The following is a 21640-nucleotide window of genomic DNA, read 5'->3' on the forward strand; positions in this document are numbered from 1 at the left end:
GGGCGGGCCTCGTCGCGATAGTCGGAGCAGACTTCCCCCTCTCATCCGAAGCCCGGAGAACCCCCGATGATCATCGTCACCCGCCTCGACCGCACCCGGTTCGCGGTGAACCCCGACCTGATCGAACGCATCCACGCCTCGCCGGACACCACTCTGCACATGGTCGACGGTCATGTGTACGTGGTCGAGGAGGATCTCGACGCCCTGATCGATCTGATCGTCGCGTACCGGGCGCGCGTGCTCGGCGCAGCCCAGGCACTGACCTCGCAGACGGGGGCATGACGGTGGATCCCGCATTCATCATCGGGGTGATCCTGGCGTTCGGCGCGCTGGTGGCGATGATCACGATGGAGGGGGCGAGCTTCGAGGCTCTGCTCATTCCGGCGCCGATGATCCTCGTGCTCGGCTCGACGATCGGCGTCGGCATCGCCAGCCACACCCTCCGCGACACGATCCTCGCTGTGAAGAGCCTCGGGCGCATGGTCAGGGGCCCGAAGATGACGCCGGAGGCGGTCATCCCCTTCCTCGTGGGGTATGCCGAGAAGGCCAGGGGCGAAGGTCTGCTGGCACTGGAGCAGGAGCTCGACTCGGCACCCGATGCATTCACCCGACAGGCGCTGCAGGCTCTCGCCGACGGAACGGATGCCGAGGATCTGCGCACGGTCATGGACGACGAGATCGCCGCGACATCGTCGCGCAACCGCGTGGCGTCGAAGTTCTTCGGCTCGCTGGGCGGATATGCGCCCACGATCGGGATCGTCGGCACCGTCGTCTCGCTGACGCACGTGCTCGAGAAGCTCGACGAACCCGACCACCTCGGGCCGATGATCGCTGCGGCCTTCGTCGCCACGCTCTGGGGTCTGCTCTCGGCCAACTTCATCTGGAACCCGATCGCCGGTCGCCTCGGACGGATCGGAGCCGTCGAGCTCGAGCGGATGACCCTGGTCTCGGAGGGCATGCTCGCCATCCAGGCCGGAAGCGCTCCGCACCTGCTCCAGGAGCGCCTCGAGGCGCTGTCGACCGTGAAGCCCAAGGCCGCCAAGAAGAAGCGCGAGCCCGAACGGGCAGAGGGCGTGCAATGAGCACAGCCCGTCGAGCTCGCGGTCGCGGGCATGAAGATGACTCGCACGATGAGCCGGACGAGCGCTGGGCCGTCTCGTACGCGGACATGGTCACGGTTCTGATGTGCCTGTTCATCGTGCTCTTCGCCGTGTCGAACGTCGACAAGACGAAGTTCGAACTGCTCGCGAACAGCCTCGCCACGGGTTTCGGGCAGGAGAGCACCGAGGGCGGTGCCGACACGGCCGAGGGCGTGATCGTGCCGCCTGAACTGCAGGACGATGACGGGGTGGTCGACCTCGCGGCGCGGGCCGAGATCGAGTTCGAGTCGCTCGAGGGACTGCGCGATCGCATGAGCACCTCGCTGGCGGCACAGGGCCTGCAGGACACGGTGCAGTTCGTCATCGACGACCGAGGGCTCCAGGTGGGGCTGGTCGGCGCAGAGACGTTCTTCGCCGACAACAGCACCGACCTCTCGGCGAAGGCGGACGCCGTGCTCGACACGATCGGAGACGTGCTCGTCACGGTCGACAACCAGGTGAGTGTCGAGGGGCACGCCGACCACCGCGTCTCCGCCGCACCCTTCGCCACCAACTGGGAGCTCTCCGGCGGGCGCGCGACCCAGGTGGCGCGGTTCCTCGTCGAGCACGAAGGCGTCGGAGGACCCCGTGTGAAGGCGACGGCGTTCTCGGACACCCGCCCCATCGTGCCGGGCGACACCCCTCAGGCGCTGGCCAGCAACAGACGCGTCGACATCATCGTCGAATCGAACGAAGAAGAGCAGGTGAGAGCGCTGATACCCGCTCTCGCGGCTGCTGCGAACAACTGAGCTCACGTGAACACCACCGTCGAGGAGACCGTCATGACCGCATCCGCCGTGCTCGATGACCCCGCCCTGCGCCATCCGGCGTACGATTTCGGACGCCCCGCCCAGCTCGGACGCGAGAGCACCCGCCATCTCGAAGCGGCCTTCGAGTCGTTCGCCCGGCTGTGGTCGTCCCAGCTCACGGCGAAGATCCGCGTGCGCGCCCACCTCGCACTCGAGACCGTCGAGCTCGTGTCGTACGAGGAGTACGCCGACACCCTGCCCGGCACGACGGCCATGGTCGCCGGCTCGTTCGCCGACCGCGACGAGCCGTGCGTCGTGCAGTTCGGTCTCGACAGCGCCCTGCTGTGGGTGGTGCAGATGATGGGCGGCAGGAGCACTTCGCTTCCCGAAGCCCGCACCTTCACGCCGATCGAGCTCGCCCTCGTCCGCAACCTGATGGAGGGCACCTTCGAGCACCTCCACGCCAGCCTCGGCGCTCTGCTCCCTGGTGCACCGCGCTTCACCGCGGTGCACTACAACCCCCAGTACATGCAGGTCATCTCCGCGACGGCGGCCGTGATCGTCGCCCGATACACCATGCGTCTCGGCGATTCCGAGTCGACCGCGACGGTGATGCTGCCGGCGACCGCGGTCGTCGACCGCCTCGCGGCCACGGGATCGGACGCGGCATCGGCGCATTCGACGGATCAGACCCTGGAGCAGGTGCGCAGCACGCCGTTGGAGCTGACGCTGCGCCTCGCGCCGATCACGATCGGCACCGGAGAGATCCTCGATCTCGCACCGGGCGACCTGCTGCGCCTGCCTCACCCCGAGACCCGGCCGTACGAGCTCATGGCCGGGCAGACCCGGATAGCTCTCGCGACACCGGGCAGCAGAGGCTCGCGCCTCACCTGCAAGATCACGACCACCCATGAGGAGACCCACTGATGAGCACCTTCCACGAGACCGCCATCGCCGCGGCGATCGCCGGCAAGCTGCCGTTCGGCTACCCCGTGATCCCCGCACCGTCGACCGACCCCGGCGCGTCGGGCGACGCGGTGGTCGTCACCTTCACGGGCAGCCCCGGGGCCCGCATCGCGATCCAGGTCGTCGACCCGTCGCAGCTCGAGGACGGCTCCAAGAACGCTCAGCTGGCCGATCGCCTGCACCCGATCTTCGAGGCGGCCGCCGCCGTGCTCGGCAGCGGCTCGCTCGGCGACGGAGCCGTGGTCGACGCCGCCGAGGTCTTCACCGACTCCGGGACCCAGGTGTTCGACATGGTCGACGCCGACGGCAGCGTCGTGGCGCGTGCATCCGTGCGCATCGACGGAGCCAGGGCGGCATCCGCGTCGGGTCCGCAGCGGCTCAACCGCATCGCGGGGGTCGAGATGGAGCTCGTGGTCGAGATCGGGCGCACGCGGATGCCGGTGCGCGACGTGCTCTCGCTCGAGCCGGGCCGTGTGGTCGAGCTCGACCGCGCCGCCGGGTCTCCCGCCGACATCAAGCTCAACGGCCGACTGATCGGGCACGGCACGGTCGTCGTCGCCGAGGGCGACTTCGCGATCCGCGTCGAGCGCATCCTCGACAGCGCCGAGACGGTCTGAGCGTGGACGACATCCTCGTCGCGCTCCGTGCGATCGTCGCGCTGGGAGCGGTGCTCGGGCTGCTGCTCTTCCTGAGCCGCCGCCTGCAGAAGTCGCAGGCGAAGGGCGTGAGTCCGCTGGCAGGGCTGATGCCGAAGAAGCTCGCCAAGCTGACCGAGCTCGTGCCGACGCGGCCCGCCGCGGCGCCGCGTGCGCGCCCGGAGAAGATCACCGTGGTCGCGAGGTCGGGCATCGGCGGCAAGGCACAGCTCGTCGTGGCGGAGTTCGGCGGCATCCGCTACGTGCTCGGCGTGACGGAGCACGGGATCAACGTCGTCGACACCCAGGAGGCTCCTCCTCTCGAGCAGGAGGAGGTCGTCTCCTCGGACGTACGATCCGCCTCCGTCGAGATGCCCGACGACATCGTCGACCGCGCGCTGCGCTCGGTCGCCTGACCCCGCGGTCAGCGCATCGGTCGACGCGGTTACGTGCACCTCGTGATGTCGCGATAGTCGACTGCGAGCACGGATCGCTCGACCCCCTGGCTACGGATCGGCCACGCCACCCATCTTCGGAGTGCCGCCGTGCCCGCATCCGCCGCAGTCGCCGCGCCGACGTCTGCGCGCGCACCGCGACTGCCTCGCCGCGTGTGGGTGCTGCTCGCCGCGGTGCTCGTCGTCGTGACCGCACTCGTGCTGCTGCAGGCCACAGGGGCGCACGCAGCGGCGATGCACGTCCCGACTCAGGTCGGTGACGGCGAGGGCGACGGCGTCACGATCAACGGCATCAACGGGGCGCCGTCCGACAGCATCATGACGTTGCTGGGCATCACCGTGCTCAGCGTCGCTCCGGCGCTGCTGCTGATGATGTCGAGCTTCACCAAGATCTTCGTCGTGCTGGCCCTCACCCGGAACGCGCTCTCGCTGCCGTCGATCCCGCCGAACCAGGTGCTGGCCGGTCTCAGCCTGTTCCTGACGCTGTTCATCATGTGGCCGGTGCTCACCGACATCAACACCGTCGCCGTCGCGCCGTTCACCGACGGCCAGATCGACTTCGGCAGGGCGTTCGAGCTCGCCCAGGAGCCCCTGCGGCAGTGGATGCTCTCGTACACGCGCGAAGAGGACATCGCGCTGATGCATCGCGCAGCGCAGATGGAGAACCCCACCGACGCCGCGAGCATCCCGCTGCAGACGCTCGTCCCGGCCTTCATGATCAGCGAACTGCGCGCGGCGTTCCTGATCGGGTTCATCATCTTCGTGCCGTTCCTCGTCATCGACCTGGTGGTCGCGAGCGCACTCATGTCGATGGGCATGATGATGCTGCCGCCCGTCATGATCTCGTTGCCGTTCAAGATCCTCCTGTTCCTGCTCATCGACGGATGGGGCATGGTCATCACCGCGCTCGTCCAGTCCTACAACGGGGGTGGCGGGTGAATCCCGAAGCGGTCATCGACATCGGTCAGGCGGCGCTCATCGTCGGTGCGAAGCTCTGCGCGCCTCTGCTCATCACCGCCCTGGTGGTGGGCTTCGCGATCTCGCTGCTGCAGTCCATCACCCAGGTGCAGGAGATGACGATCTCGTTCGTGCCGAAGCTCGTCGCCGTCGGCATCGCGCTCCTCGTCACGGGGCACTGGATGATCGCCGAGATGATCGCGTTCACGAACGAGATGTTCGCGCGGATACCGTCGCTGCTGAACGGCGGCTGATGAACATCCCGATCGATTTCACCTGGCTGGAGGCGACCTCGCTCGCCTGCGTGCGGATCACGGCATTCCTGGTCCTCGCCCCGCCGTTCAGTCACGGCACGATCCCGATGCGGATCCGCGCGATGCTCGGCGTCGGTCTCGCTCTCGCCGTGTCGCCGGTCGTGACCGCAGGATATGAGCGCCTCGACACCGGGGCCTTCATGCTCGCACTGGCAGGGCAGGCCCTCACGGGGGCGCTCCTCGGCTTCCTCGTGATGGTGCTCTTCAGCGCGATCCAGGGCGCCGGCCACCTCGTCGACACCTTCGGCGGGTTTCAGCTGGCTCAGGCCTTCGATCCCGGCATGGCGATCAACGGCGCACAGTTCACCCGACTGTTCCAGATGACCGCGATCATGCTGCTGTTCGCCTCCGACGGATACCAGCTCGTGCTCGGCGGTCTGTTCCGATCGTTCGACGCGGTGCCGGTCACCGGCATGATCGATCTCGCCAAGCCCGCCGAGGCGCTCGTCGGCGCTGCGGGACAGATGATGCTCAGCGCGGTGCAGATCGCGGGACCGCTGCTCATCGTGCTCTTCCTCGCCGACGTCGGACTCGGTCTGGTCAGCCGCGTCGCGCCCGCCCTGAACGCCTTCGCGATGGGCTTCCCGATCAAGATCGGTCTCACCCTCCTGCTCGTCGGATTCGTCTACGCGGCGCTCCCGAGCGTGGTCGCCGTGATCGCCGAGGAGGCTGCGCGACTGCTCCTGGGGGTGACCCGATGAGCGAGACCGACACCGGCGAACGCACCGAGAAGGCGACCGAGCGTCGCCTGAAGGAAGCGAGGAAGAAGGGCCAGATCGGCCGCAGCCAGGACTTCACGGCCTGGGTCTGCATCGCCGCCGCGGCCGTCATGATGGTGCCGACGATCGCCTCGGGCACGCAGGTGGTCACCGAGCTGTTCCTCGCCGTGACGCCCGTCGCGATGAACCCCACCGACGGCGCCGCCATGGATGTGCTGAGCTCGGCCATCACCTCCCTCGGTGGCATCCTGCTCCCGATGCTGGTGGTGGTGCTGCTCGCCACCACGGCCACCGCGGTCGCGCAGGGCGGCATCCACCTGCGCGGGGTGACCATGCGCACCGAGCAGTTCAACATCGTGTCGGGCGTCAAGCGCGTCTTCGGCCGGCAGGCGCTCTGGGAGGGCGCCAAGGCGCTGCTGAAGACCGTGGCCATCGGGCTCGCACTGTGGATCGTCGTCTCGGGTCTCGTCCCGGTACTGATGGCCAGCGGCAGCCACAACATCACCTGGCTGCTCGAGCAGGCGGCCGGGGGAGCGGTCGCGCTGCTGCAGGTCGCCGTGGCGGTGGGCATCCTGCTCGCAGCGATCGATGTGGCGGTGGTCATGCGGCGCAACCGCAAGCACACGCACATGACGAAGAACGAAGCCAAGGACGAGCACAAGAAGACCGAGGGCGACCCGCTCGTGCGCTCCCAGCGCCGCTCGCGGCAGCTCGCCATGAGCCGCAACAGGATGATCGCCGCGGTGGGCGACAGCGACGTCGTGCTCGTGAACCCCACGCACGTGGCGGTGGCGCTGCGCTACGAGCCGGGCAAGTCGGCGCCACGGGTCGTGGCGAAGGGCGCGGGGATCGTCGCGCAGAAGATCCGCGAGAAGGCGGAGGAGAACGGCGTGCCGATGATCAGGGACATCCCTCTCGCACGTGCGCTGCACTCGGCCTGCGAGATCGGGCGGGAGATCCCCGAAGAGCTCTACACCGCGGTCGCCCAGGTGCTCGCCTTCATCGAGCACCTCAAACGTCGAGGCTCGGCCAGGGGAACGCACACGATGCCCTTCGCCAGCACCAGGGACCGCGGCCTGTGAGTCCGGCCGCGAGCACATCAGAACGAGCAGAGAGAATCAGAAGGCGAGACGCATGATCGGTCAGCTGTTGTCCAAGGGGGCTGTTCCCGTCGGTGTGGTGGGGATCATCCTCCTGCTCATCGTGCCCATCCCGACCGGTCTGCTCGACGTGCTCATCGTCCTGAACATCTCGTTCGCGCTGCTGATCCTCCTGACCGCGATGTTCGTGAAGAAGCCTTTGGACTTCTCGGTGTTCCCGAGTCTGCTGCTCGTCGCGACCCTCTTCCGGCTCGGCCTCAACGTCGCGTCGACCCGCCTCGTGCTCAGCGAGGCCCACGCGGGTCAGGTGATCCAGGCGTTCGGTCAGATCACCATCAGCGGCTCACTCGTGATCGGTGCCGTGATCTTCCTCATCCTCACCGTCATCCAGTTCGTCGTGGTCACCAAGGGTGCCGAGCGCGTCGCCGAGGTGGGCGCGCGCTTCACGCTCGACGCCATGCCGGGCAAGCAGATGGCGATCGACGCCGACCTGAACGCCGGTCTGATCACGGATGACGAGGCGCGCAGGCGACGCGCAGAGGTCGCCGCGGAGGCGGACTTCTACGGTGCGATGGACGGTGCGTCGAAGTTCGTCAAGGGAGATGCGATCGCGGGCATCGTGATCGTGGTCATCAACTTCGTCGGCGGCATCATCATCGGCATGGTGCAGCACGGCATGGAGGTCGGCGAGGCGCTCGAGACCTACAGCATCCTCACCATCGGCGATGGGCTGGTGACCCAGATCCCCGCCCTGCTCATGGCGGTGTCGACCGGCATGATCGTCACGCGTGAGAACGCGGAGGCCGAGATGGGTCAGGCCGCCGGCCGTCAGCTCATGCAGTCCCGCAACGCCCTGGTGATCACCGGACTCGCCGCCATCGCCATGGGGTTCATCCCCGGGATGCCGCTCGTGATCTTCCTGGCGATCGGTGCAGTACTGCTGTTCGCGGCATCCCGCGTGAAGGCGAACGAGGACCGCGATGCCGCACGTGAGGCGGATGCCCTGCAGCAGGAGGCCGTCGAGGCCGGCACCGAGGGCCCGGAGGACCTCATGGACCGGATGCGCGTGCACGCCCTCGAGATCTCGCTGTCTCCCGACATCGTCGATCTCGCCTCAGGGGGAGCGGGAGATCTGCTCACCCGGGTGAAGTCCCTCCGCCGCAAGCTCGCCCTCGACATCGGCATCCTCATGCCGCCGGTGCGCACGCGGGACAACATCGAGCTGCCCGCGCAGACGTACTCGATCCTCATCGCCGGGGTCGAGGCCGGACGCGGGTCGGTTCCTCGGGGCCACGTTCTCGCGATCGGCACGGGACTCGAGCAGCTTCCGGGCACGGCCGTGGTCGACCCGGTGTTCGGTCTCGAGGGCAAGTGGGTCCCCGCCGAGATGTCGCACGCCGCCGACATGGCCGGCGCGACGGTGATCGATCGGGCGAGCGTCATCATCACCCACCTCTCCGACATCGTGCAGAGCCAGGCCGACCGCCTGCTCTCCCTCGAAGACGTCCGCCAGCTGACCGAGCACTTGAAGCAGTCCAGCCCTGCGACGGTCGAGGAACTCACCCCGGCCGTGCTGTCGCTCGCCGCGATCCAGCGCGTGCTGGCGGGGCTCCTCTCCGAGCGGGTGCCGATCAACGACCTGGCGCGCATCTACGAGGCGCTCGCACTCCGAGGCAAGACGTCGACGGAGACGGCGGGTCTCATCGACGCGGCCAGGGCGGCGCTCGGGCCGGCGATCGCCTCGCGCTTCGCCGAGGACGGACGCATCCGGGTCGTCATGTTCGAGCCGATCCTCGAGCAGCAGATGCTCGAGGGCATGCGCGTCGTCGACGGTCACCCGCAGATCGTGCTGACGCCGGAGGCGACGATGCAGGTGCTCGAGAACGTGCGTCGCACTGTCGCCGAACTCGACCAGGTCGGTCCGGAGCCCGTTCTCGTCTGCGCGCCGTCACTGCGACAGGCGGTGCGTCGGATGGTGTCATCGCAGGTCAGCGGCCTTCCGGTGCTCTCCTACGACGAGGCTGCGGCGGGCGGTCTCGCGACCGACGTGGTCGGCGTCGTCCGCATGACGCAGTCGGCTCTTCCCAGCGGCGCGTTGTAGCGTTCGATTCTGCTCATTTATGAGTTGAGTGCGATACGTTTGTGAGCAGAGGGCGCACCGGCGCTCACGCCATGGAAGGCAGACGACGCATGCTGGTACTGACGAGACGCGCCAACGAGAGCATCGTGATCGGCGACGACATCACCGTCACGATCCTCGCCGTGACGCCGAGCGGTGTCCGTGTCGGCATCGACGCCCCTCGCGACAAGCGCATCAACCGCGCCGAGATCGTCATCGCCGTGAGCGATGCGAATCAGGAGGCCGTGCAGACCTCGTCCGACGACTCCGCCGAATCGCTCATTCTCGGCGCCCTGGGCAGAACCACCCCTGCTCCATGATCGGACGCTCGGAGTGTCATCTCCGGGACTCCGAGTTACTGCGTCGAGCGTTGTCGCGATAGTCGTTCATGTGACGGGCGATCCCGTCATGGAAACCGCGACATGACGAGGTGACGAATCGTGGCCGCTCACGACCTGAGCATGCAACTGATGCGAGAGCGCGATCTGCTGGAGGTGCTGCTGTTCAAGCTCGACGAGCAGCAGATGCTGCTCGCGACCGGACGCAACCGGTGGATCCACCATGCGGCGAACGAGATCGAGCGGGTCCTCGCGGCCATGCCGACCGTCGCACTGTCGCGCGACACGCTGGTCATCGCGGTGGCTGACGAGTGGGGCGTGCCCGAGGCGACGACGCTCCGCGATCTGATCGAGGCTGCGCCGACCGACGCGTGGCGCGAGATCCTGTCGGGTCATCTCGAGGCCATGACCACTCTGGCCGACGAGATCGGCGACATGAAGAAGGTCAACGAGCAGCGTCTGCGCACGGCGATCCGGGTGACGCAGGAGACGATCGCCGGCCTCGGGGTGCCGACCGGCGAATACGACACGCACGGCGACGTCGTCCGCGGCGCGGACGCCCGACTTCTCGACACCAGGGTCTGAGGTAACCATGTCTTCCTTCGCAGGGCTCCGCCTCGCAGAATCCGCGCTCTCGGCCGCACGCGCGGGGATGACCGTCACGGGTCAGAACATCGCCAACCAGACGACTCCGGGCTACACGCGCCAGCGGGTGGAGCAGACCTCGCTCTCGGCGCCGGGGCAGACGGGGCTCTGGCCATCCGGCATCGCCATCGGCGGGGGAGTGGGCGTGACCGGGATCGCGAGGCTCGGCGACGACATCCTCGATGCCCGTGTGCGCGACGCGCTGTCGACCTCCGGCTTCTGGTCGGCTCGTGCGACGGCAGCGAGCCGCGCAGAGGACGTGCTGGCCGAACCCACGAAGGACGGTCTCGCGGCGAACCTCAACAGGTTCTGGTCGGGCTGGTCCGACCTCGCCAACACGCCGGATCCGGCAGCGGCGCAGGTCGTGCTCTCGAATGCCGACGTGCTCATCGGACAGATCGCGGAGGGCTACCAGACCATTGCGGGGCAGTGGAACGACCTGCGCAGTCAGGTCGACGGTCAGCTCGCCGACGTCAACGCCGCTGCGAGCCAGGTGGCCACTCTCAACGGGCAGATCAGGGAGGCGCTGCAATCGGGGCGCAACGCCAACGAGCTCATGGACCAGCGCAGCGTCCTCGCCCAGCAGCTCTCGTCGGCCGTCGGTGCGAAGGGCATCGTCGAGCCGGACGGCACACTGACTCTTCGCGTCGACGGCAATGCGCTCGTGTCGGGCGACAGCAGCCGAGCGCTCGTCGCGAGCGGACCGCGTGACATCGCGGACGCAGGTCGGATCACCGTCTCATGGGCGGATCGACCGAACCTCGCGGTGCCGATCACGGGTGGCGTCGTCGGCGGCACGATCAGCGCTCTGGCCCCCGCGTCCGACGGGGGGACGCTCGCCGGTGTCGCGGCCGCCTACAACGAGACGGCGACCGCGCTCGCGACCGCCGTGAACGATGTGCACCGCACCGGCGTCACCTCGTCGGGAGCGGCCGGAGGCGACTTCTTCGCGCTCGACGGTTCGGGTCCGGCGGCGCTGGGACTCCGTGTCGTCCCGACGGGACTCGATCAGCTGGCACTGGCAGCGCCGGGTGCGGGCGCGAAGGACACCACCATCGCCGACCGCATCAGTGCGCTGGGGACATCTGCGACGGGGCCCAGCAAGACGTGGTCGACGTTCGTCACCGGCTTCGCAGTCGCCGTCGCCGGGGACCTGCAACGCGCGGACATCGCCGATATGGGCGCGGTCGCGGCGGTCACCGCGCAGCAGTCGAACGCCTCGGTGGACGGCGACGAGGAGACGATCAACCTCCTGACCTACCAGACCGCATACCAGGCGGCGGCTCGCGTTCTGACGGCCGTCGACGAGGCACTGGATCTGTTGATCAACCGCACCGGCCTCGTCGGCCGCTGACTCTGGGGAGAGTGAAATGATCGGTCGAATCACGACCAGCACCATGACGCAGCAGTCGCTGCGCACACTGCAGACCAACCTCGCGGATCGCGCACGGCTGCAGGATCAGGCCGCGTCGCAGCGCGCCTTCCGCTCGCCGAGCGACGATCCGGCCGCCGCGGCCACGGCGCTCGGTGTGCACGGTGATCAGGCGCGCGTCGCTCAGTTCGCCCGCAACCTCAGCGACGGGATGGCGTGGGTGACCACGGTCGACACCGCTCTCGGCGCGAGCGCCGATCTGCTCAACCGCGCGCGTGATCTCACCGCACAGGGAGCGAACTCGGGCGCGCTGAGCCCGACCGCTCGCGAGTCGATCGCCCAGGAGCTCGAGTCGATCAGCGCAGAGCTGCTCGCCAAGGCGAACACGAGGGTGCTCGGCCGCAGCGTCTTCGCGGGAACGAGCGATGCGGGAGCCGCGTTCGATCCCACCACCTTCAGCTTCAACGGCGGCGCGGGCGACGGCGTGCATCGCCGCATCAGCGAGAACGAGACCGTGCGCGTGGACTTCGACGGCGCTCAGGCGTTCGGCGAAGGGGCCGACAGCGCCTTCGCCCTGCTGAACGACATCGCGGCGGAACTGCGCAGCGGTGCCGAGGTCGGCTCGCGTCTCGGCGACATCGATGCGCGGCTGAAGGACGTCACCGCGGCTCGCGGATCCACGGGCGCTCGTCAGGTGCAGATCGAGCGGGCGTCGGCGCAGAATCTCTCCTCGTCGATCGACCTCGAAGCGCGCCGTGCCGAGGTCGAGAACGTCGACAGTCTCGAGGTGCTCGTGCACCTGCAGTCGGCCGAGCTCGTGTTCCAATCCGCCCTGCAGGTGACGGCCCGCTCGCTGCAGACCAACCTGATGGAGTTCCTGCGATGAGCGCACCCACTGACCGGACGACGGCGACGCTCGACGTCGAGTTCGCTTCGCCGATGCCCGGACTCGCCCCGCACACCTCTTTCACCCTCGAGCAGATCGACGGAGCGGAGGGCCTGCACGCGCTGCGCGCGAGGAATGCCGACGTCCGCCTGTTCCTCCTCGACCCGCGATCCGGAGACTACGGCTACGAGCCGAGCATCCCCGCGGACGTGCGGTCCGAGATCGGCGCCGCCGACGAGTCGGAGATCCGGGTGTTCGTCGTGGCGAACCCCTCTGCCGACGGCGTGTACATCAACCTGCGTGCGCCGATCCTGATCCACACCGGATCCGGCCGTGCCGCACAGGCGATCCTCGAGGATCAGCGCTACCCGATCCGCGCCCTGCTGGGTGCCTGAGCAGGGCGTGACGTTCGACGGCTCTTTCGACATGGTGGGCTCCCGGCACGGGGAGAATTCCGAGATTCACCGCATATATCAAGGAAGAGCATCTATCCTCTAAGAGCACAGGCTGGGGTACTGGCGGGATCCCGGCGTCGTCGCAGGAGATCGGGACCTGGGGCACGTCATGGATGCGGTTGGTAGGGGTACAGCGCACGACGCTCGGTGACGAGCGACATTCCATGGGACGGAAGACGACATGAGCACATCAAGGACGCTCGAGACGAATCGGGTGAGCAAGCGGGAGTTCGTGCAGAGATTCGCACGACGCGGTGGCATCTCGGTTCAGGCCGCACAGACGGCGTACAACGCGATGATCGACGAGCTCCTCGACCTCGTGGGCCGCGGGAACACGGTCACACTCACCAACTTCGGCAAGTTCTATCCGCAGACGCACAAGGGGCACCGGGTGCAGTTCGCGAAGGACGACGGAGACGCCGAGGTCAACGACTACACCGTGCTGAAGTTCTCCGCGACGCGCGAGGTGAACCGCCGCGTCAAGGTGAACGATTAGTCATCGTTATCTGAACGTAAACGAGAATCCCCGGAGGTTTTGGCCTCCGGGGATATTTCTTGCCCGTCGCACCCCTAGTCTGTAGTCAGATGTAGTTCTGGCCACTGGGGAGAGGCCGCGCTGTGAGTCGCTGGGGAGGGCTTGCACTTACAGTGAAAGAGGCGAATCCGATGCCTATGCGTGCCCGCAACCAGCTCGTGGTCGATCACCTGCACATCGTCGGCGCGGCGACGGCATATGTGGCGTCTCGACTCACGCATGTCTCCCGTGACGACCTCGCCTCTGCCGGTGCGTTCGCGCTGGTCCGCGCGGCCGAGAAGTTCGACGCGACCCTCGGCGTGCCCTTCGGCGCGTTCGCTCGAGGACGCGTCAACTGGGCGCTGAAAGACGAGCTGCGGTCGATGGACTGGGCGCCTCGAGATGTTCGGGTGCGAGCCAAGCAGACGACGAAGGTCCGACAGACACTCACGGCCGCCCTCGGTCGCACGCCCACTGTGGCGGAGATCGCAGCAGCCATGGGCGTCGACACCGCCGTCGCGCGCGAAGGGCTCGCCGACGCCGAGCGTCTGCTGACGAGTCTCGATGCGCCGGACGCGCCGGAGATCGTGTGGACCGGCTACCTGCCCGAGGAGCTCGTCATCGCCTCCGAGCGCGACGAGTTCCTGCGGCGCGCCGTCGACGCCCTGCCGGAGCGCAAGCGGGCGATCATCACGGCGATCTATTTCGAGGACCGCACGGTCAAGGATCTCGCGGAGCAGCTGGGCGTCTCCCACGCCGCCGTCTCGCAGCAGCGTGCGGAAGCCGTGCGCATGCTTCGAGATGCGCTGGATCGGCACTACGCCGACACCCCTCAGCGTGAGGCAGCACCGGCAGCGCGGTCCTCCGCGTCGGCGCTGGACGCGTACTTCGAGCGCCTCGCTGCCGGCGGTCAGCGGTTCACGCGCGCGATACTGTCGCACGCGGTCGGCGTCTGATCCGTCGCGCGCACGCGCGTGGCCGCAGGGCCGTCAGAGACCGAAGCCGTAGCTGGGCTGACCCACCAGGATGAGACTGACCGTCGTCGGGTAGACCTCGGGCTCTTCATCCTCATCGTCGAGCAGCTCGAGCTTGTGGATCGGCACGAAGATGCCGCCGTCCGGCTCGAAGATGAGATCCTTCGGCACGAACGAGGCGAAGATCGACCGTGTCGCGTAGCGCAGCTCGAACGTGCGACCGACGTCGCCGCGCTCGAAGAGGTTCATCTCGACCTCATCCGACCACACCTTGCCGTCGGGGAAGCGAGCCTCGATGCGATAGGTGCTCGGTTCGACCGCCTTGATGTTGAGATCCTCCACGACGTCCGCGAACAGTGCGTCCGGCTGCTCGAGTTCGAAGGCGATGGCGCGGAGGTGGTCGTAATTGAGGCGAGCGCGACGCGAGAACAGCGCGACGTTCTCGATCTCGTCCGGGTCCGCGTGGGGGGCCTGATCGATGAGGTACTGGCGCACCTCGTCGGGACCGGGGTACTCGAATCGCATGTGGTAGTGGAACCGGCCGGGGCGATTGACGATGTACGTGCTGACGTCGCTGATGTCGTTCACCGTGAGGCAGTAGATGCGCTTCACGGACGAGAGGCCGTCGAACAGGGACAGGAACTGGTTCTGTCGATTGCCTCCCTCTGCGCCCCCGCGGCGGCCAGCGGGGAAGATCTTCTCGAACTCGTCGAAGATGATCAGACACTCGTCGAGGGTGTCCAGGAACTCCACGATGCCGTCGTTGTCCTCTGAGACGATCACGACGGGCAGGCACTGCTCGAGGGCCTCCTCGGCGACCATGCGAAGGAACAGCGTCTTGCCGATCCCCTTGTCGCCGGAGAGCATCACGCCCAGGCTGCGGTCCGAGAGGGCGTAGGACCGGAAGATCTTGTCGACCTTCCTGTCTCGGCCGCCGTAGACGCGCTCGGTGCCGACGGTGAGGTCGTCGATCTTGATCAGGCTGAAGCCCTCTTTCGAGGTGAAGTGCACCCGATAGGTGCCGAGAGGGAACTCATGATGCGTGCGGACGGCGTCGTCGTAGACGCGGACGTGTCCGCCCGTCTCGATGTAGGTGCTGGTCAAGATCCTTCTCCTTCGCTCCCCGTGTTGATATATCGGTTGAGATCGGACTGTCGTAAGGCGTTCGGCGAGATAATTTCGCAGTACCCTGAGCGGACAGCGGGCGTGGGGACGCCCGGGTCAGGGGAACCGCTATGGGGACGAACGCAGGCGAGCAGCCGATCGCGGGGTCGATCGTCATCGTGGTCGAGGCCGCGCCGCAGGGGCTGCTGCAGTACACGCTGGATCCTGACGATCGTCAGCCCGAATGGCAGGTGATCCTCATCGCCCATGACGATGCCGTGATGGGCGCCGCGACGACACCGGAGCAGACGGCGGAGCTGCTGGTGCGCGGCAGCGTCGAGTGCATCAGGCAGAGCATCCCGAGCCTCGAGGTCGGCGGACTCACCATGCGGCCGGAGCTCGGGCCGAACGACAACGCCCAGATCGTCGCCGCCGGCGAGGCCATCTTCCTGCAGTCCGAGTGGGATGCGGTCGTGAAGCAGGCGGGCGATCTCCCCGAGGGCTGAGCGCGAGCCTGCCACTCCCGGCGGCACCGTCAGGCCGGCGTCAGGAACGCGTCGACGATCAGCGCCCCGCGGATCCCGCGAAGCTCGTCGATGATGCGATCGATTCCCCGCGCGGTCACCGAAGGCATCTGCAGATCGTGGGGTCCCAGTGGTTCGAGCCGTCCGGTGCGAACCCGGATCACCTCCCAGCCGGCGGAGCGCAGGGCGCGATCCTTGCGGAGATCGGTCTGCTCGCGGGTGCCGACATGCTCGAGTCCGTGGCGCCCGACCGTGTCGTACTCGATCGCGACACGGAGCTCCGGCAGCAGGATGTCCGGCCACACCTCGGTATGGCGGAAGAACGGGCGAGAGACTTTGACCGCGTTGACACCGGTCGTGACGGAGATGCGGGCGGCGAGCATCGCGCGGAGTCTGGCCTCGGCGGCGGATGCCGGTGCCGGGGCGCAGACGCTGGAGAAGGCTTCGCCGGAGGGGAGATCGGGCGTCTTGCTGCAGAGGGTGAGCGGGCGTTTCGGCCGTCGGGGTATCGCGCGGGCTTCGCCCAGCACGACCGGCTGGGGCCTGGCGAGCGTCGAGCATTCCGGGCACCACGCCGACTGGCGGCGCACCCGCCCGGGGCGTTCGCGCTGCTCAGTGGGGGTGGCGGCGAAACGATGGCCCACTCGGCATTCCCAGCACAACAGCACATCGGCCGCCAACGGCACCTGCGAGAGTGCGATGCCGTGATTGAGTTCGGGGTGGTACTGGCGGATCAGTTCGGGGTAGGCGGCCCACTGCGAACGATAGGTGCCGATCTCGTAGGGCACCTCCCGTCCTCGCGAGAACTGGCGTCTCGCCCACCACGACTGCACGGGTTCGGTCACGTCGGGCAACCTACCGGGCACTCCGGACATCGCCAGGAGGGGCTGGACGTGACAGACTCGCGGAGAGCAATGAGTCCGATGAACGGACAGAGGGAGTCGTCATGCCGCAGCGGATCGTGATCAGTGGCGCATCGGGCCTGATCGGCACGGCGCTCGCCTCGTCGCTGCGGTCGGACGGTGTGGAGGTGACGACCCTCGTGCGTCGCCCTCCGCGTGATCCCTCTGAGGTGCAGTGGATGCCGGGGGAGCGCGAGCTCGACCCCGATGTGCTGGCGGGCGCTGTCGCCGTGGTCGCGCTGGGTGGTGCGAGCGTCGGGCGTCTGCCTTGGACGCGACGGTATCGCCGCGAACTCGTCGAGTCCCGACTGACGGGCACCCGCACGCTCGCGACGGCGGTGCGCACCCTGCGAGACGATGCTCCGGCGTTCGTGTCGGCATCCGCTGTCGGCTACTACGGCTCGGCGCCGGGCGAGGTGCTGACCGAGGCGTCGCTCGCGGGCGACACGTTCCTGGCGCAGCTGTGCGTCCGATGGGAGCAGGAGGCGCTGCGCGCGGGGGAGCAGACGACGGTCGCGCTGCTGCGCACCGCTCCGATCATCCATCGCAAGGGTGTGCTGAAGCCGCTCATCCAGCTCACTCGCTTCGGGGTCGCCGGTCCGATCGGGCCCGGCACCCAGATCTGGCCATGGATCTCTCTCGACGATGAGGTGCGCGGCATCCGACACGTGATCGACCAGCGCCTCGAGGGGCCCGTCAACTTCACCGGGCCGACGCGTGCCTCGGCGAACGACATCGGTCGCGCCCTCGCGAAGAGGATGCGCCGACCGTTCTGGATCCCGGCTCCTGCCTGGGCCCTCCGGCTCGCGCTGAGTCGGTCGGCCGCCGATTCGCTGCTGCTCTCCGATGCGGACGTCAGACCCGGCGCGCTCGAAGGCTCGGGCTTCGAGTTTCGGCACGGGACAGCCCAGCAGGCCGTCGACGCCGCGCTGTGATCGGGCGACGACGACTGCCGTGCAGGCTCAGTGCCCGTGCGGGTCGCGCCGATTGAGTGTCTCGACCACCTGCGCATAGTCTCCCCGGGCTTCGCCGTAGCGCAGGAACTTCACGTTCTCGACCTGGATCTCGGTCGCATTCGGCTGGGTCTCGATCAGGTCGACGACCTCGCTGACGAACTCGTCGAGCGGCATCGCGAACTCGCTGGTCTCCTGCCCCGGCATGAGCGAGGTGCGGACGGAGGGCGGTTCGAGCTCGAGCACGCTCACACTCGTGTCGGCGAGCTGCAGACGCAGAGATTCGCTGAGCATGTGGATGGCCGCTTTCGTCGCGTTGTAGGTGGGCGTCACGCGAAGCGGCGCGAAGGCCAGACCGGACGACACCGTCATGATCGTCGCGTCCGGCATGGTGCGCAGGTGCTCGATGAAGGCCGCGATCAGCCGGATCGGACCCAGGAGGTTGGTGGTGACGGTGGCCTCGGCGTCGTCGAGGAACCCTTCGGGCGACGTCCAGTCCTCGACCCGCATGATCCCGGCCATCGGGATGACCACGTTGAGCGAGGGGTGGGCGGCCATGACCGTCTGCGCGGCCGCGCGGATGCTGTCGGCGTCCGTCGTGTCGATCCGGACGGTGTGGATGCCCGGGTTCGCCGCGGCGATCTCGTCGAGCAGCTCGGCGCGACGCCCGCCCACGATCACGGTGTTGCCCCGATCGCTGAGCCGCAGAGCGAGGGCGAGGCCGATACCGCTCGTGGCACCGGGGATGAAGATGGTGTTTCCGCTGATGTTCATACGTCCACTCTTCGTGCTCTCGCCCAGGCCCTCCAGAGATGGCGCATCCAGGGATCGGGCGTCCCTGGATGCGCGAGGCAGAGCACGAGATACTGCAGAGGTGGACAGAGAAGCACTGGCCGAGTTCCTCGTGCGTCGCAGGGAGCAGCTGAAGCCGTCCGACGTCGGCCTCGGTGCGGGGGCGCGTCGACGCACCCCCGGGCTTCGACGCGAGGAGGTCGCGCAGCTCGCCGCCATGTCGACCGACTACTACGCGCGGCTCGAGCAGCAGCGCGGGCCGCAGCCCAGCGTGCAGATCCTCGGCTCGCTCGCACGGGCGCTGCGTCTGACCCCCGACGAGCGTGACTACCTGCATCGGGTCTGCGGACACAGCGCACCGGACCGCACGATCTTCACCGACTACGTGCATCCGGGGATGCTCCGCGTGCTCGACCGGCTTCACGACACGCCCGCATTCGTCGTCTCCGCGCTCGACGAGATGCTGATCCAGAATGACGCAGCACGCGCTCTGCTCGGCGACGCGAGCGGTCTGGAGGGGATCGAGCGCAGTGGGATCTACCGCTGGTTCGCGCACCCGGACGACGAGCGCCGGCGGTACCCGGAGGAGGATCATCCGCGTCACAGTCGTGTGCTCGTGGCCTCCCTCCGATCCGCCTATGGCGCCCTGGGCGAGCGGTCTCGCGCCGGCGAGATCGTCCGCGAGCTCGCGTCGCTCAGCCCGGAGTTCGCACAGCTGTGGGAGGTGCACGAGGTCAGGCGGCGCTTCGAAGACCACAAGGTCCTGATCCATCCCGAGATCGGTCCGATCGAAGTCGACTGCCAGGCGCTTTTCACCGAGGACGAATCCCAGGCGCTCATCGTCCTGACAGCGGCGCCGGGCAGCGACGCCGAGAGCAAGCTCGAGCTGCTCAGAGTGCTCGGGACGCAGCGCGTCTGAGAGCCGTGACGCGCCGTCGTCCGAGGCTCTACGACCGAGACGCCTCAGGACGCCTCAGGACTCCTCGTGCGATGCGGGATCCGCGTCGAACAGTCGCCCATCGGGGCGTCCGAGCGCCGTGATCGCCTCGACCTCCGCATCCGACAGCACGATCGCTCCGGCCGCGAGGTTCGACACCTGATGCTCGAGCGACGACGCCTTCGGGATCGCGACGGTCTCGCGTGCCACATGCCAGGCGAGCACGGTCTGCGCGGGGGAGATCCCATGGGCGGCAGCCACCTCGCCGATCACCCTCTCCTCGATGAGTTGCTTCGCCCGACCGAGAGGACTCCATGCTTCGGTGAGGATGCCGTGCTCCCGGTGGTAGGCGAGCTGATCGGTCTGCGGGAAGTACGGGTGCACCTCGATCTGGTTCACGACGGGCCTGACCCCGGTCTCCCGCTCGATGCGCTCGAGGTGCTCCGGCAGGAAGTTCGAGACGCCGATCTGCCTCACGACGCCGCGCCGCTGAGCGTCGACCAGCGCCTCCCAGGCCTGCACGTACTCGTCCTGCTGCGGGTTCGGCCAGTGGATCAGATGCAGATCGATCGCGTCGACCCCGAGCCGCGACCGGCTCTCCTCGATGCTCGTCCGCGCCTTCGCGCGCGGGTGATGGCGTCCGGGCAGCTTGGTCGTGACGATGAGCTCTGCGGCGTCCACGTCGGATGCGCGCACGCCGCGACCGACTGACCCCTCGTTCTCGTAGTTGAAGGCCGAGTCGATCAGGCGGTATCCGGCCCCGATCGCCGTGGTGACCGCATCCGCACCCGCGTCGCCGTCGAGCGCGTATGTTCCGAGTCCGAGAGCCGGAAGAGCGAAGCCGTTGTGTGCCGTGAAGTGAGGAAGAGCCGTCATGGCGCCAGCGTACGCTGGAGCGATGAGCGTGGTGCAGAGGATGGCGTCGGATGACGGTGTCCCCGATAATGCCGAGCGGTGTCCCTGTGGCTCCGGAGATCTCTTCGGCGGATGCTGCGGCCCGCTGCTCGGCGGCGCCGCTGCGCCGACGGCCGAACGCCTGATGCGCTCCCGGTTCACGGCGTTCGCGATCGGGGATGCCACGTACCTCCTGGCGTCCTGGCATCCGTCGACCCGTCCGACCGACCTCGACCTCGACCTCGACGTGGTGTGGCGGCGGCTCGTGATCATCGATCGGGTCGACGGCGGACCCTTCGACCGAGAGGGCGTGGTCGAGTTCGAGGCGTTCTGGCGGCAGGATGCCGAGCGCGGTTCGCTGCGTGAACGGAGCCGCTTCGTGCGGGAGGAGCGCAGTTGGCTGTACCTCGACGGACAGGTCGGGTGATGGACGGGGCTGGGCAGCGACTAGATTTGAGAGCGTGAACGCCAGCCCAGAACACCAGCGCATCCTGCTCGACGTCGCCGACCTGGACCGGCGCATCGCGCAGGCTGAGCGCGCGCGCACCAAGCCGCCGCAGGCCGCTCGCATCGCCGAGCTCGTCGCCATCCGTCAGGAGCAGCTCCGAGAGCTGACGACTCTGACGGGTGTGCGCGATGACGTTCGCACCGAGCTCACGCGTCTCGAAGCCGATGTGAAGCTCGTCGAACAGCGTCGCGCCCGTGACGCCGATCGACTGGCCACGGCGACGAACTCGAAGGAGGCGCAGGCTCTCGAGCACGAGATCGCCAGTCTCGCCAAGCGCCAGAGCGATCTCGAGGATATCGAGCTCGACGTCATGGGGCGCGTGGAGGACGCAGACGCGGCGGTCGCCGCTCAGCAGGCACTGCTCGGGACGACCACCGCGGAGGGCACCGCGCTCACCGCTCAGGCCAAGGCCGACGTCGCCACTGCGACCGATCTGATCGCGCAGTTGACTCGCGACCGTGAGGCGGTCACGGCGACCCTTCCGGCGCCGCTCCTCGCCGAGTACACGCGTCGCGCTGCGAACAGCGCCGGTGCGGCGCTGCTCACCCGCGGAACGTGCGAGGGATGTCGGATCCTGCTCCCCGGCACCGACCTGAACGACATCCGCAATGCGGCAGACGACCTCGTGGTGTCCTGCCCCGAGTGCGGGTGCATCCTGGTGCGCACCGAGGAATCCGGGCTGTGATCCG

General features: G+C 68.0%; 27 protein-coding genes. 23 read left to right on the plus strand and 4 right to left on the minus strand.

Annotated features, from left to right (window positions below; translation table 11 throughout):
- Positions 1 to 66: 66 nt before the first annotated feature.
- The 18 genes from QRN21_RS17005 (at position 67) to QRN21_RS17090 (ending at position 14319) form a co-directional block, all read left to right on the plus strand.
- On the plus strand, positions 67 to 282 hold the full coding sequence (locus QRN21_RS17005) for a flagellar FlbD family protein (RefSeq protein ID WP_042541095.1): 216 nt from the start codon (positions 67 to 69) through the stop codon (positions 280 to 282).
- On the plus strand, positions 279 to 1082 hold the full coding sequence (locus QRN21_RS17010) for a motility protein A (protein ID WP_372983484.1): 804 nt from the start codon (positions 279 to 281) through the stop codon (positions 1080 to 1082). The genes QRN21_RS17005 and QRN21_RS17010 overlap by 4 nt, the downstream gene beginning before the upstream one ends.
- A complete protein-coding gene (locus tag QRN21_RS17015) occupies positions 1079 to 1888 on the plus strand; it encodes an OmpA/MotB family protein (protein ID WP_053096330.1) in 810 nt (269 codons plus the stop codon). The genes QRN21_RS17010 and QRN21_RS17015 overlap by 4 nt, the downstream gene beginning before the upstream one ends.
- A gap of 33 nt (positions 1889 to 1921) precedes the next feature.
- Entirely contained in the window at positions 1922 to 2815 is an 894-nt protein-coding gene (locus QRN21_RS17020; protein ID WP_285365411.1) for a flagellar motor switch protein FliM, read from the plus strand.
- A complete protein-coding gene (locus QRN21_RS17025) occupies positions 2815 to 3471 on the plus strand; it encodes a FliM/FliN family flagellar motor switch protein (protein ID WP_056278829.1) in 657 nt (218 codons plus the stop codon). Before QRN21_RS17020 ends, QRN21_RS17025 begins: the two co-directional genes overlap by 1 nt.
- Positions 3472 to 3473: 2 nt before the next feature.
- Complete coding sequence (locus QRN21_RS17030; RefSeq protein WP_072591336.1) at positions 3474 to 3905, plus strand: flagellar biosynthetic protein FliO; 432 nt, start codon at positions 3474 to 3476, stop codon at positions 3903 to 3905.
- Positions 3906 to 4034: 129 nt separating this feature from the next.
- Positions 4035 to 4883: a flagellar type III secretion system pore protein FliP gene (fliP, locus tag QRN21_RS17035; RefSeq protein ID WP_285365412.1), complete on the plus strand. Its 849-nt coding sequence runs from the start codon at positions 4035 to 4037 to the stop codon at positions 4881 to 4883.
- Positions 4880 to 5155 carry a flagellar biosynthesis protein FliQ gene (fliQ, locus tag QRN21_RS17040; protein ID WP_042541106.1) on the plus strand — a complete coding sequence of 92 codons (276 nt, stop codon included), beginning with the start codon at positions 4880 to 4882 and terminating at the stop codon, positions 5153 to 5155. Before fliP ends, fliQ begins: the two co-directional genes overlap by 4 nt.
- Positions 5155 to 5916 (plus strand): flagellar biosynthetic protein FliR, encoded by a 762-nt coding sequence (locus tag QRN21_RS17045; RefSeq protein ID WP_042541108.1) that lies wholly within the window; start codon positions 5155 to 5157, stop codon positions 5914 to 5916. The genes fliQ and QRN21_RS17045 overlap by 1 nt, the downstream gene beginning before the upstream one ends.
- Positions 5913 to 7016: an EscU/YscU/HrcU family type III secretion system export apparatus switch protein gene (locus tag QRN21_RS17050; RefSeq protein WP_056278827.1), complete on the plus strand. Its 1104-nt coding sequence runs from the start codon at positions 5913 to 5915 to the stop codon at positions 7014 to 7016. Before QRN21_RS17045 ends, QRN21_RS17050 begins: the two co-directional genes overlap by 4 nt.
- 52 nt (positions 7017 to 7068) lie before the next feature.
- A complete protein-coding gene (locus tag QRN21_RS17055; protein WP_072591335.1) occupies positions 7069 to 9135 on the plus strand; it encodes a flagellar biosynthesis protein FlhA in 2067 nt (688 codons plus the stop codon).
- A gap of 89 nt (positions 9136 to 9224) precedes the next feature.
- Positions 9225 to 9473 (plus strand): carbon storage regulator CsrA, encoded by a 249-nt coding sequence (csrA, locus tag QRN21_RS17060; RefSeq protein ID WP_053096324.1) that lies wholly within the window; start codon positions 9225 to 9227, stop codon positions 9471 to 9473.
- Between the two features lie 120 nt (positions 9474 to 9593).
- Positions 9594 to 10076: a flagellar export chaperone FlgN gene (flgN, locus tag QRN21_RS17065; protein WP_053096323.1), complete on the plus strand. Its 483-nt coding sequence runs from the start codon at positions 9594 to 9596 to the stop codon at positions 10074 to 10076.
- Positions 10077 to 10083: 7 nt separating this feature from the next.
- On the plus strand, positions 10084 to 11490 hold the full coding sequence (flgK, locus tag QRN21_RS17070) for a flagellar hook-associated protein FlgK (protein WP_285365416.1): 1407 nt from the start codon (positions 10084 to 10086) through the stop codon (positions 11488 to 11490).
- 16 nt (positions 11491 to 11506) lie between these two features.
- Positions 11507 to 12394, plus strand: a complete 888-nt coding sequence (flgL, locus tag QRN21_RS17075) for a flagellar hook-associated protein FlgL (protein WP_072591334.1) — start codon at positions 11507 to 11509, stop codon at positions 12392 to 12394.
- Entirely contained in the window at positions 12391 to 12789 is a 399-nt protein-coding gene (locus QRN21_RS17080) for a flagellar assembly protein FliW (protein WP_285365417.1), read from the plus strand. Before flgL ends, QRN21_RS17080 begins: the two co-directional genes overlap by 4 nt.
- 241 nt (positions 12790 to 13030) lie before the next feature.
- Positions 13031 to 13345, plus strand: a complete 315-nt coding sequence (locus QRN21_RS17085; protein WP_053096320.1) for an HU family DNA-binding protein — start codon at positions 13031 to 13033, stop codon at positions 13343 to 13345.
- A 170-nt stretch (positions 13346 to 13515) separates the two neighbouring features.
- The gene (locus tag QRN21_RS17090; RefSeq protein WP_285365419.1) at positions 13516 to 14319 is read left to right on the plus strand and encodes a sigma-70 family RNA polymerase sigma factor; all 804 of its coding nucleotides are present in this window, start codon (positions 13516 to 13518) and stop codon (positions 14317 to 14319) included.
- Positions 14320 to 14352: 33 nt separating this feature from the next.
- Here QRN21_RS17090 and QRN21_RS17095 read toward each other — a convergent pair whose 3' ends face one another.
- Positions 14353 to 15441 carry an AAA family ATPase gene (locus tag QRN21_RS17095; protein WP_285365421.1) on the minus strand — a complete coding sequence of 363 codons (1089 nt, stop codon included), beginning with the start codon at positions 15439 to 15441 and terminating at the stop codon, positions 14353 to 14355.
- A gap of 131 nt (positions 15442 to 15572) precedes the next feature.
- Between QRN21_RS17095 and QRN21_RS17100 the strand changes: the two genes are divergently transcribed.
- The gene (locus QRN21_RS17100; protein WP_285365422.1) at positions 15573 to 15947 is read left to right on the plus strand and encodes a hypothetical protein; all 375 of its coding nucleotides are present in this window, start codon (positions 15573 to 15575) and stop codon (positions 15945 to 15947) included.
- A 29-nt stretch (positions 15948 to 15976) separates the two neighbouring features.
- On the opposite strand, the gene QRN21_RS17105 is transcribed toward QRN21_RS17100, so the two are convergent.
- The gene (locus tag QRN21_RS17105) at positions 15977 to 16810 is read right to left on the minus strand and encodes a zinc-ribbon domain-containing protein (RefSeq protein WP_285365423.1); all 834 of its coding nucleotides are present in this window, start codon (positions 16808 to 16810) and stop codon (positions 15977 to 15979) included.
- Between the two features lie 101 nt (positions 16811 to 16911).
- On the opposite strand from QRN21_RS17105, the gene QRN21_RS17110 reads away from it, so the two are divergent.
- Positions 16912 to 17802, plus strand: coding sequence for a TIGR01777 family oxidoreductase (locus QRN21_RS17110; RefSeq protein ID WP_285365424.1), 891 nt, complete (start codon positions 16912 to 16914; stop codon positions 17800 to 17802).
- Positions 17803 to 17829: 27 nt separating this feature from the next.
- Here the strand turns inward: QRN21_RS17110 and QRN21_RS17115 are convergent, their stop codons facing one another.
- The gene (locus tag QRN21_RS17115; protein WP_285365425.1) at positions 17830 to 18594 is read right to left on the minus strand and encodes an SDR family oxidoreductase; all 765 of its coding nucleotides are present in this window, start codon (positions 18592 to 18594) and stop codon (positions 17830 to 17832) included.
- Positions 18595 to 18694: 100 nt separating this feature from the next.
- Between QRN21_RS17115 and QRN21_RS17120 the strand changes: the two genes are divergently transcribed.
- The gene (locus tag QRN21_RS17120) at positions 18695 to 19531 is read left to right on the plus strand and encodes a helix-turn-helix transcriptional regulator (protein ID WP_285365426.1); all 837 of its coding nucleotides are present in this window, start codon (positions 18695 to 18697) and stop codon (positions 19529 to 19531) included.
- Positions 19532 to 19585: 54 nt separating this feature from the next.
- Here QRN21_RS17120 and QRN21_RS17125 read toward each other — a convergent pair whose 3' ends face one another.
- A complete protein-coding gene (locus QRN21_RS17125; protein WP_072591328.1) occupies positions 19586 to 20425 on the minus strand; it encodes an aldo/keto reductase in 840 nt (279 codons plus the stop codon).
- 22 nt (positions 20426 to 20447) lie between these two features.
- Here QRN21_RS17125 and QRN21_RS17130 point away from each other — a divergent pair, with 22 nt between their 5' ends.
- A complete protein-coding gene (locus tag QRN21_RS17130) occupies positions 20448 to 20870 on the plus strand; it encodes a YchJ family protein (protein ID WP_285365428.1) in 423 nt (140 codons plus the stop codon).
- Positions 20871 to 20904: 34 nt separating this feature from the next.
- Positions 20905 to 21636 (plus strand): zinc ribbon domain-containing protein, encoded by a 732-nt coding sequence (locus QRN21_RS17135; RefSeq protein WP_053096298.1) that lies wholly within the window; start codon positions 20905 to 20907, stop codon positions 21634 to 21636.
- The last annotated feature ends 4 nt before the right edge of the window (positions 21637 to 21640 follow it).

Origin of the sequence: Microbacterium sp. LMC-P-041, assembly GCF_030209555.1 — a bacterium.
Lineage (GTDB): Bacteria > Actinomycetota > Actinomycetes > Actinomycetales > Microbacteriaceae > Microbacterium.

Excerpts from the sequence above, each read along its gene's own strand:
- QRN21_RS17055 (WP_072591335.1), top strand. The coding sequence starts at position 7,069 with ATGATCGGTCAGCTGTTGTCCAAGGGGGCTGTTCCCGTCGGTGTGGTG.
- QRN21_RS17100 (WP_285365422.1), top strand. The coding sequence starts at position 15,573 with ATGGGGACGAACGCAGGCGAGCAGCCGATCGCGGGGTCGATCGTCATC.
- QRN21_RS17050 (WP_056278827.1), top strand. The coding sequence starts at position 5,913 with ATGAGCGAGACCGACACCGGCGAACGCACCGAGAAGGCGACCGAGCGT.
- QRN21_RS17110 (WP_285365424.1), top strand. The coding sequence starts at position 16,912 with ATGCCGCAGCGGATCGTGATCAGTGGCGCATCGGGCCTGATCGGCACG.
- QRN21_RS17020 (WP_285365411.1), top strand. The coding sequence starts at position 1,922 with ATGACCGCATCCGCCGTGCTCGATGACCCCGCCCTGCGCCATCCGGCG.
- QRN21_RS17080 (WP_285365417.1), top strand. The coding sequence starts at position 12,391 with ATGAGCGCACCCACTGACCGGACGACGGCGACGCTCGACGTCGAGTTC.
- QRN21_RS17015 (WP_053096330.1), top strand. The coding sequence starts at position 1,079 with ATGAGCACAGCCCGTCGAGCTCGCGGTCGCGGGCATGAAGATGACTCG.
- QRN21_RS17005 (WP_042541095.1), top strand. The coding sequence starts at position 67 with ATGATCATCGTCACCCGCCTCGACCGCACCCGGTTCGCGGTGAACCCC.
- QRN21_RS17115 (WP_285365425.1), bottom strand. The coding sequence starts at position 18,594 with ATGAACATCAGCGGAAACACCATCTTCATCCCCGGTGCCACGAGCGGT.
- QRN21_RS17125 (WP_072591328.1), bottom strand. The coding sequence starts at position 20,425 with ATGACGGCTCTTCCTCACTTCACGGCACACAACGGCTTCGCTCTTCCG.
- QRN21_RS17090 (WP_285365419.1), top strand. The coding sequence starts at position 13,516 with ATGCCTATGCGTGCCCGCAACCAGCTCGTGGTCGATCACCTGCACATC.
- QRN21_RS17130 (WP_285365428.1), top strand. The coding sequence starts at position 20,448 with ATGAGCGTGGTGCAGAGGATGGCGTCGGATGACGGTGTCCCCGATAAT.
- QRN21_RS17025 (WP_056278829.1), top strand. The coding sequence starts at position 2,815 with ATGAGCACCTTCCACGAGACCGCCATCGCCGCGGCGATCGCCGGCAAG.
- flgL (WP_072591334.1), top strand. The coding sequence starts at position 11,507 with ATGATCGGTCGAATCACGACCAGCACCATGACGCAGCAGTCGCTGCGC.
- csrA (WP_053096324.1), top strand. The coding sequence starts at position 9,225 with ATGCTGGTACTGACGAGACGCGCCAACGAGAGCATCGTGATCGGCGAC.
- QRN21_RS17010 (WP_372983484.1), top strand. The coding sequence starts at position 279 with ATGACGGTGGATCCCGCATTCATCATCGGGGTGATCCTGGCGTTCGGC.
- QRN21_RS17085 (WP_053096320.1), top strand. The coding sequence starts at position 13,031 with ATGAGCACATCAAGGACGCTCGAGACGAATCGGGTGAGCAAGCGGGAG.
- QRN21_RS17045 (WP_042541108.1), top strand. The coding sequence starts at position 5,155 with ATGAACATCCCGATCGATTTCACCTGGCTGGAGGCGACCTCGCTCGCC.
- flgK (WP_285365416.1), top strand. The coding sequence starts at position 10,084 with ATGTCTTCCTTCGCAGGGCTCCGCCTCGCAGAATCCGCGCTCTCGGCC.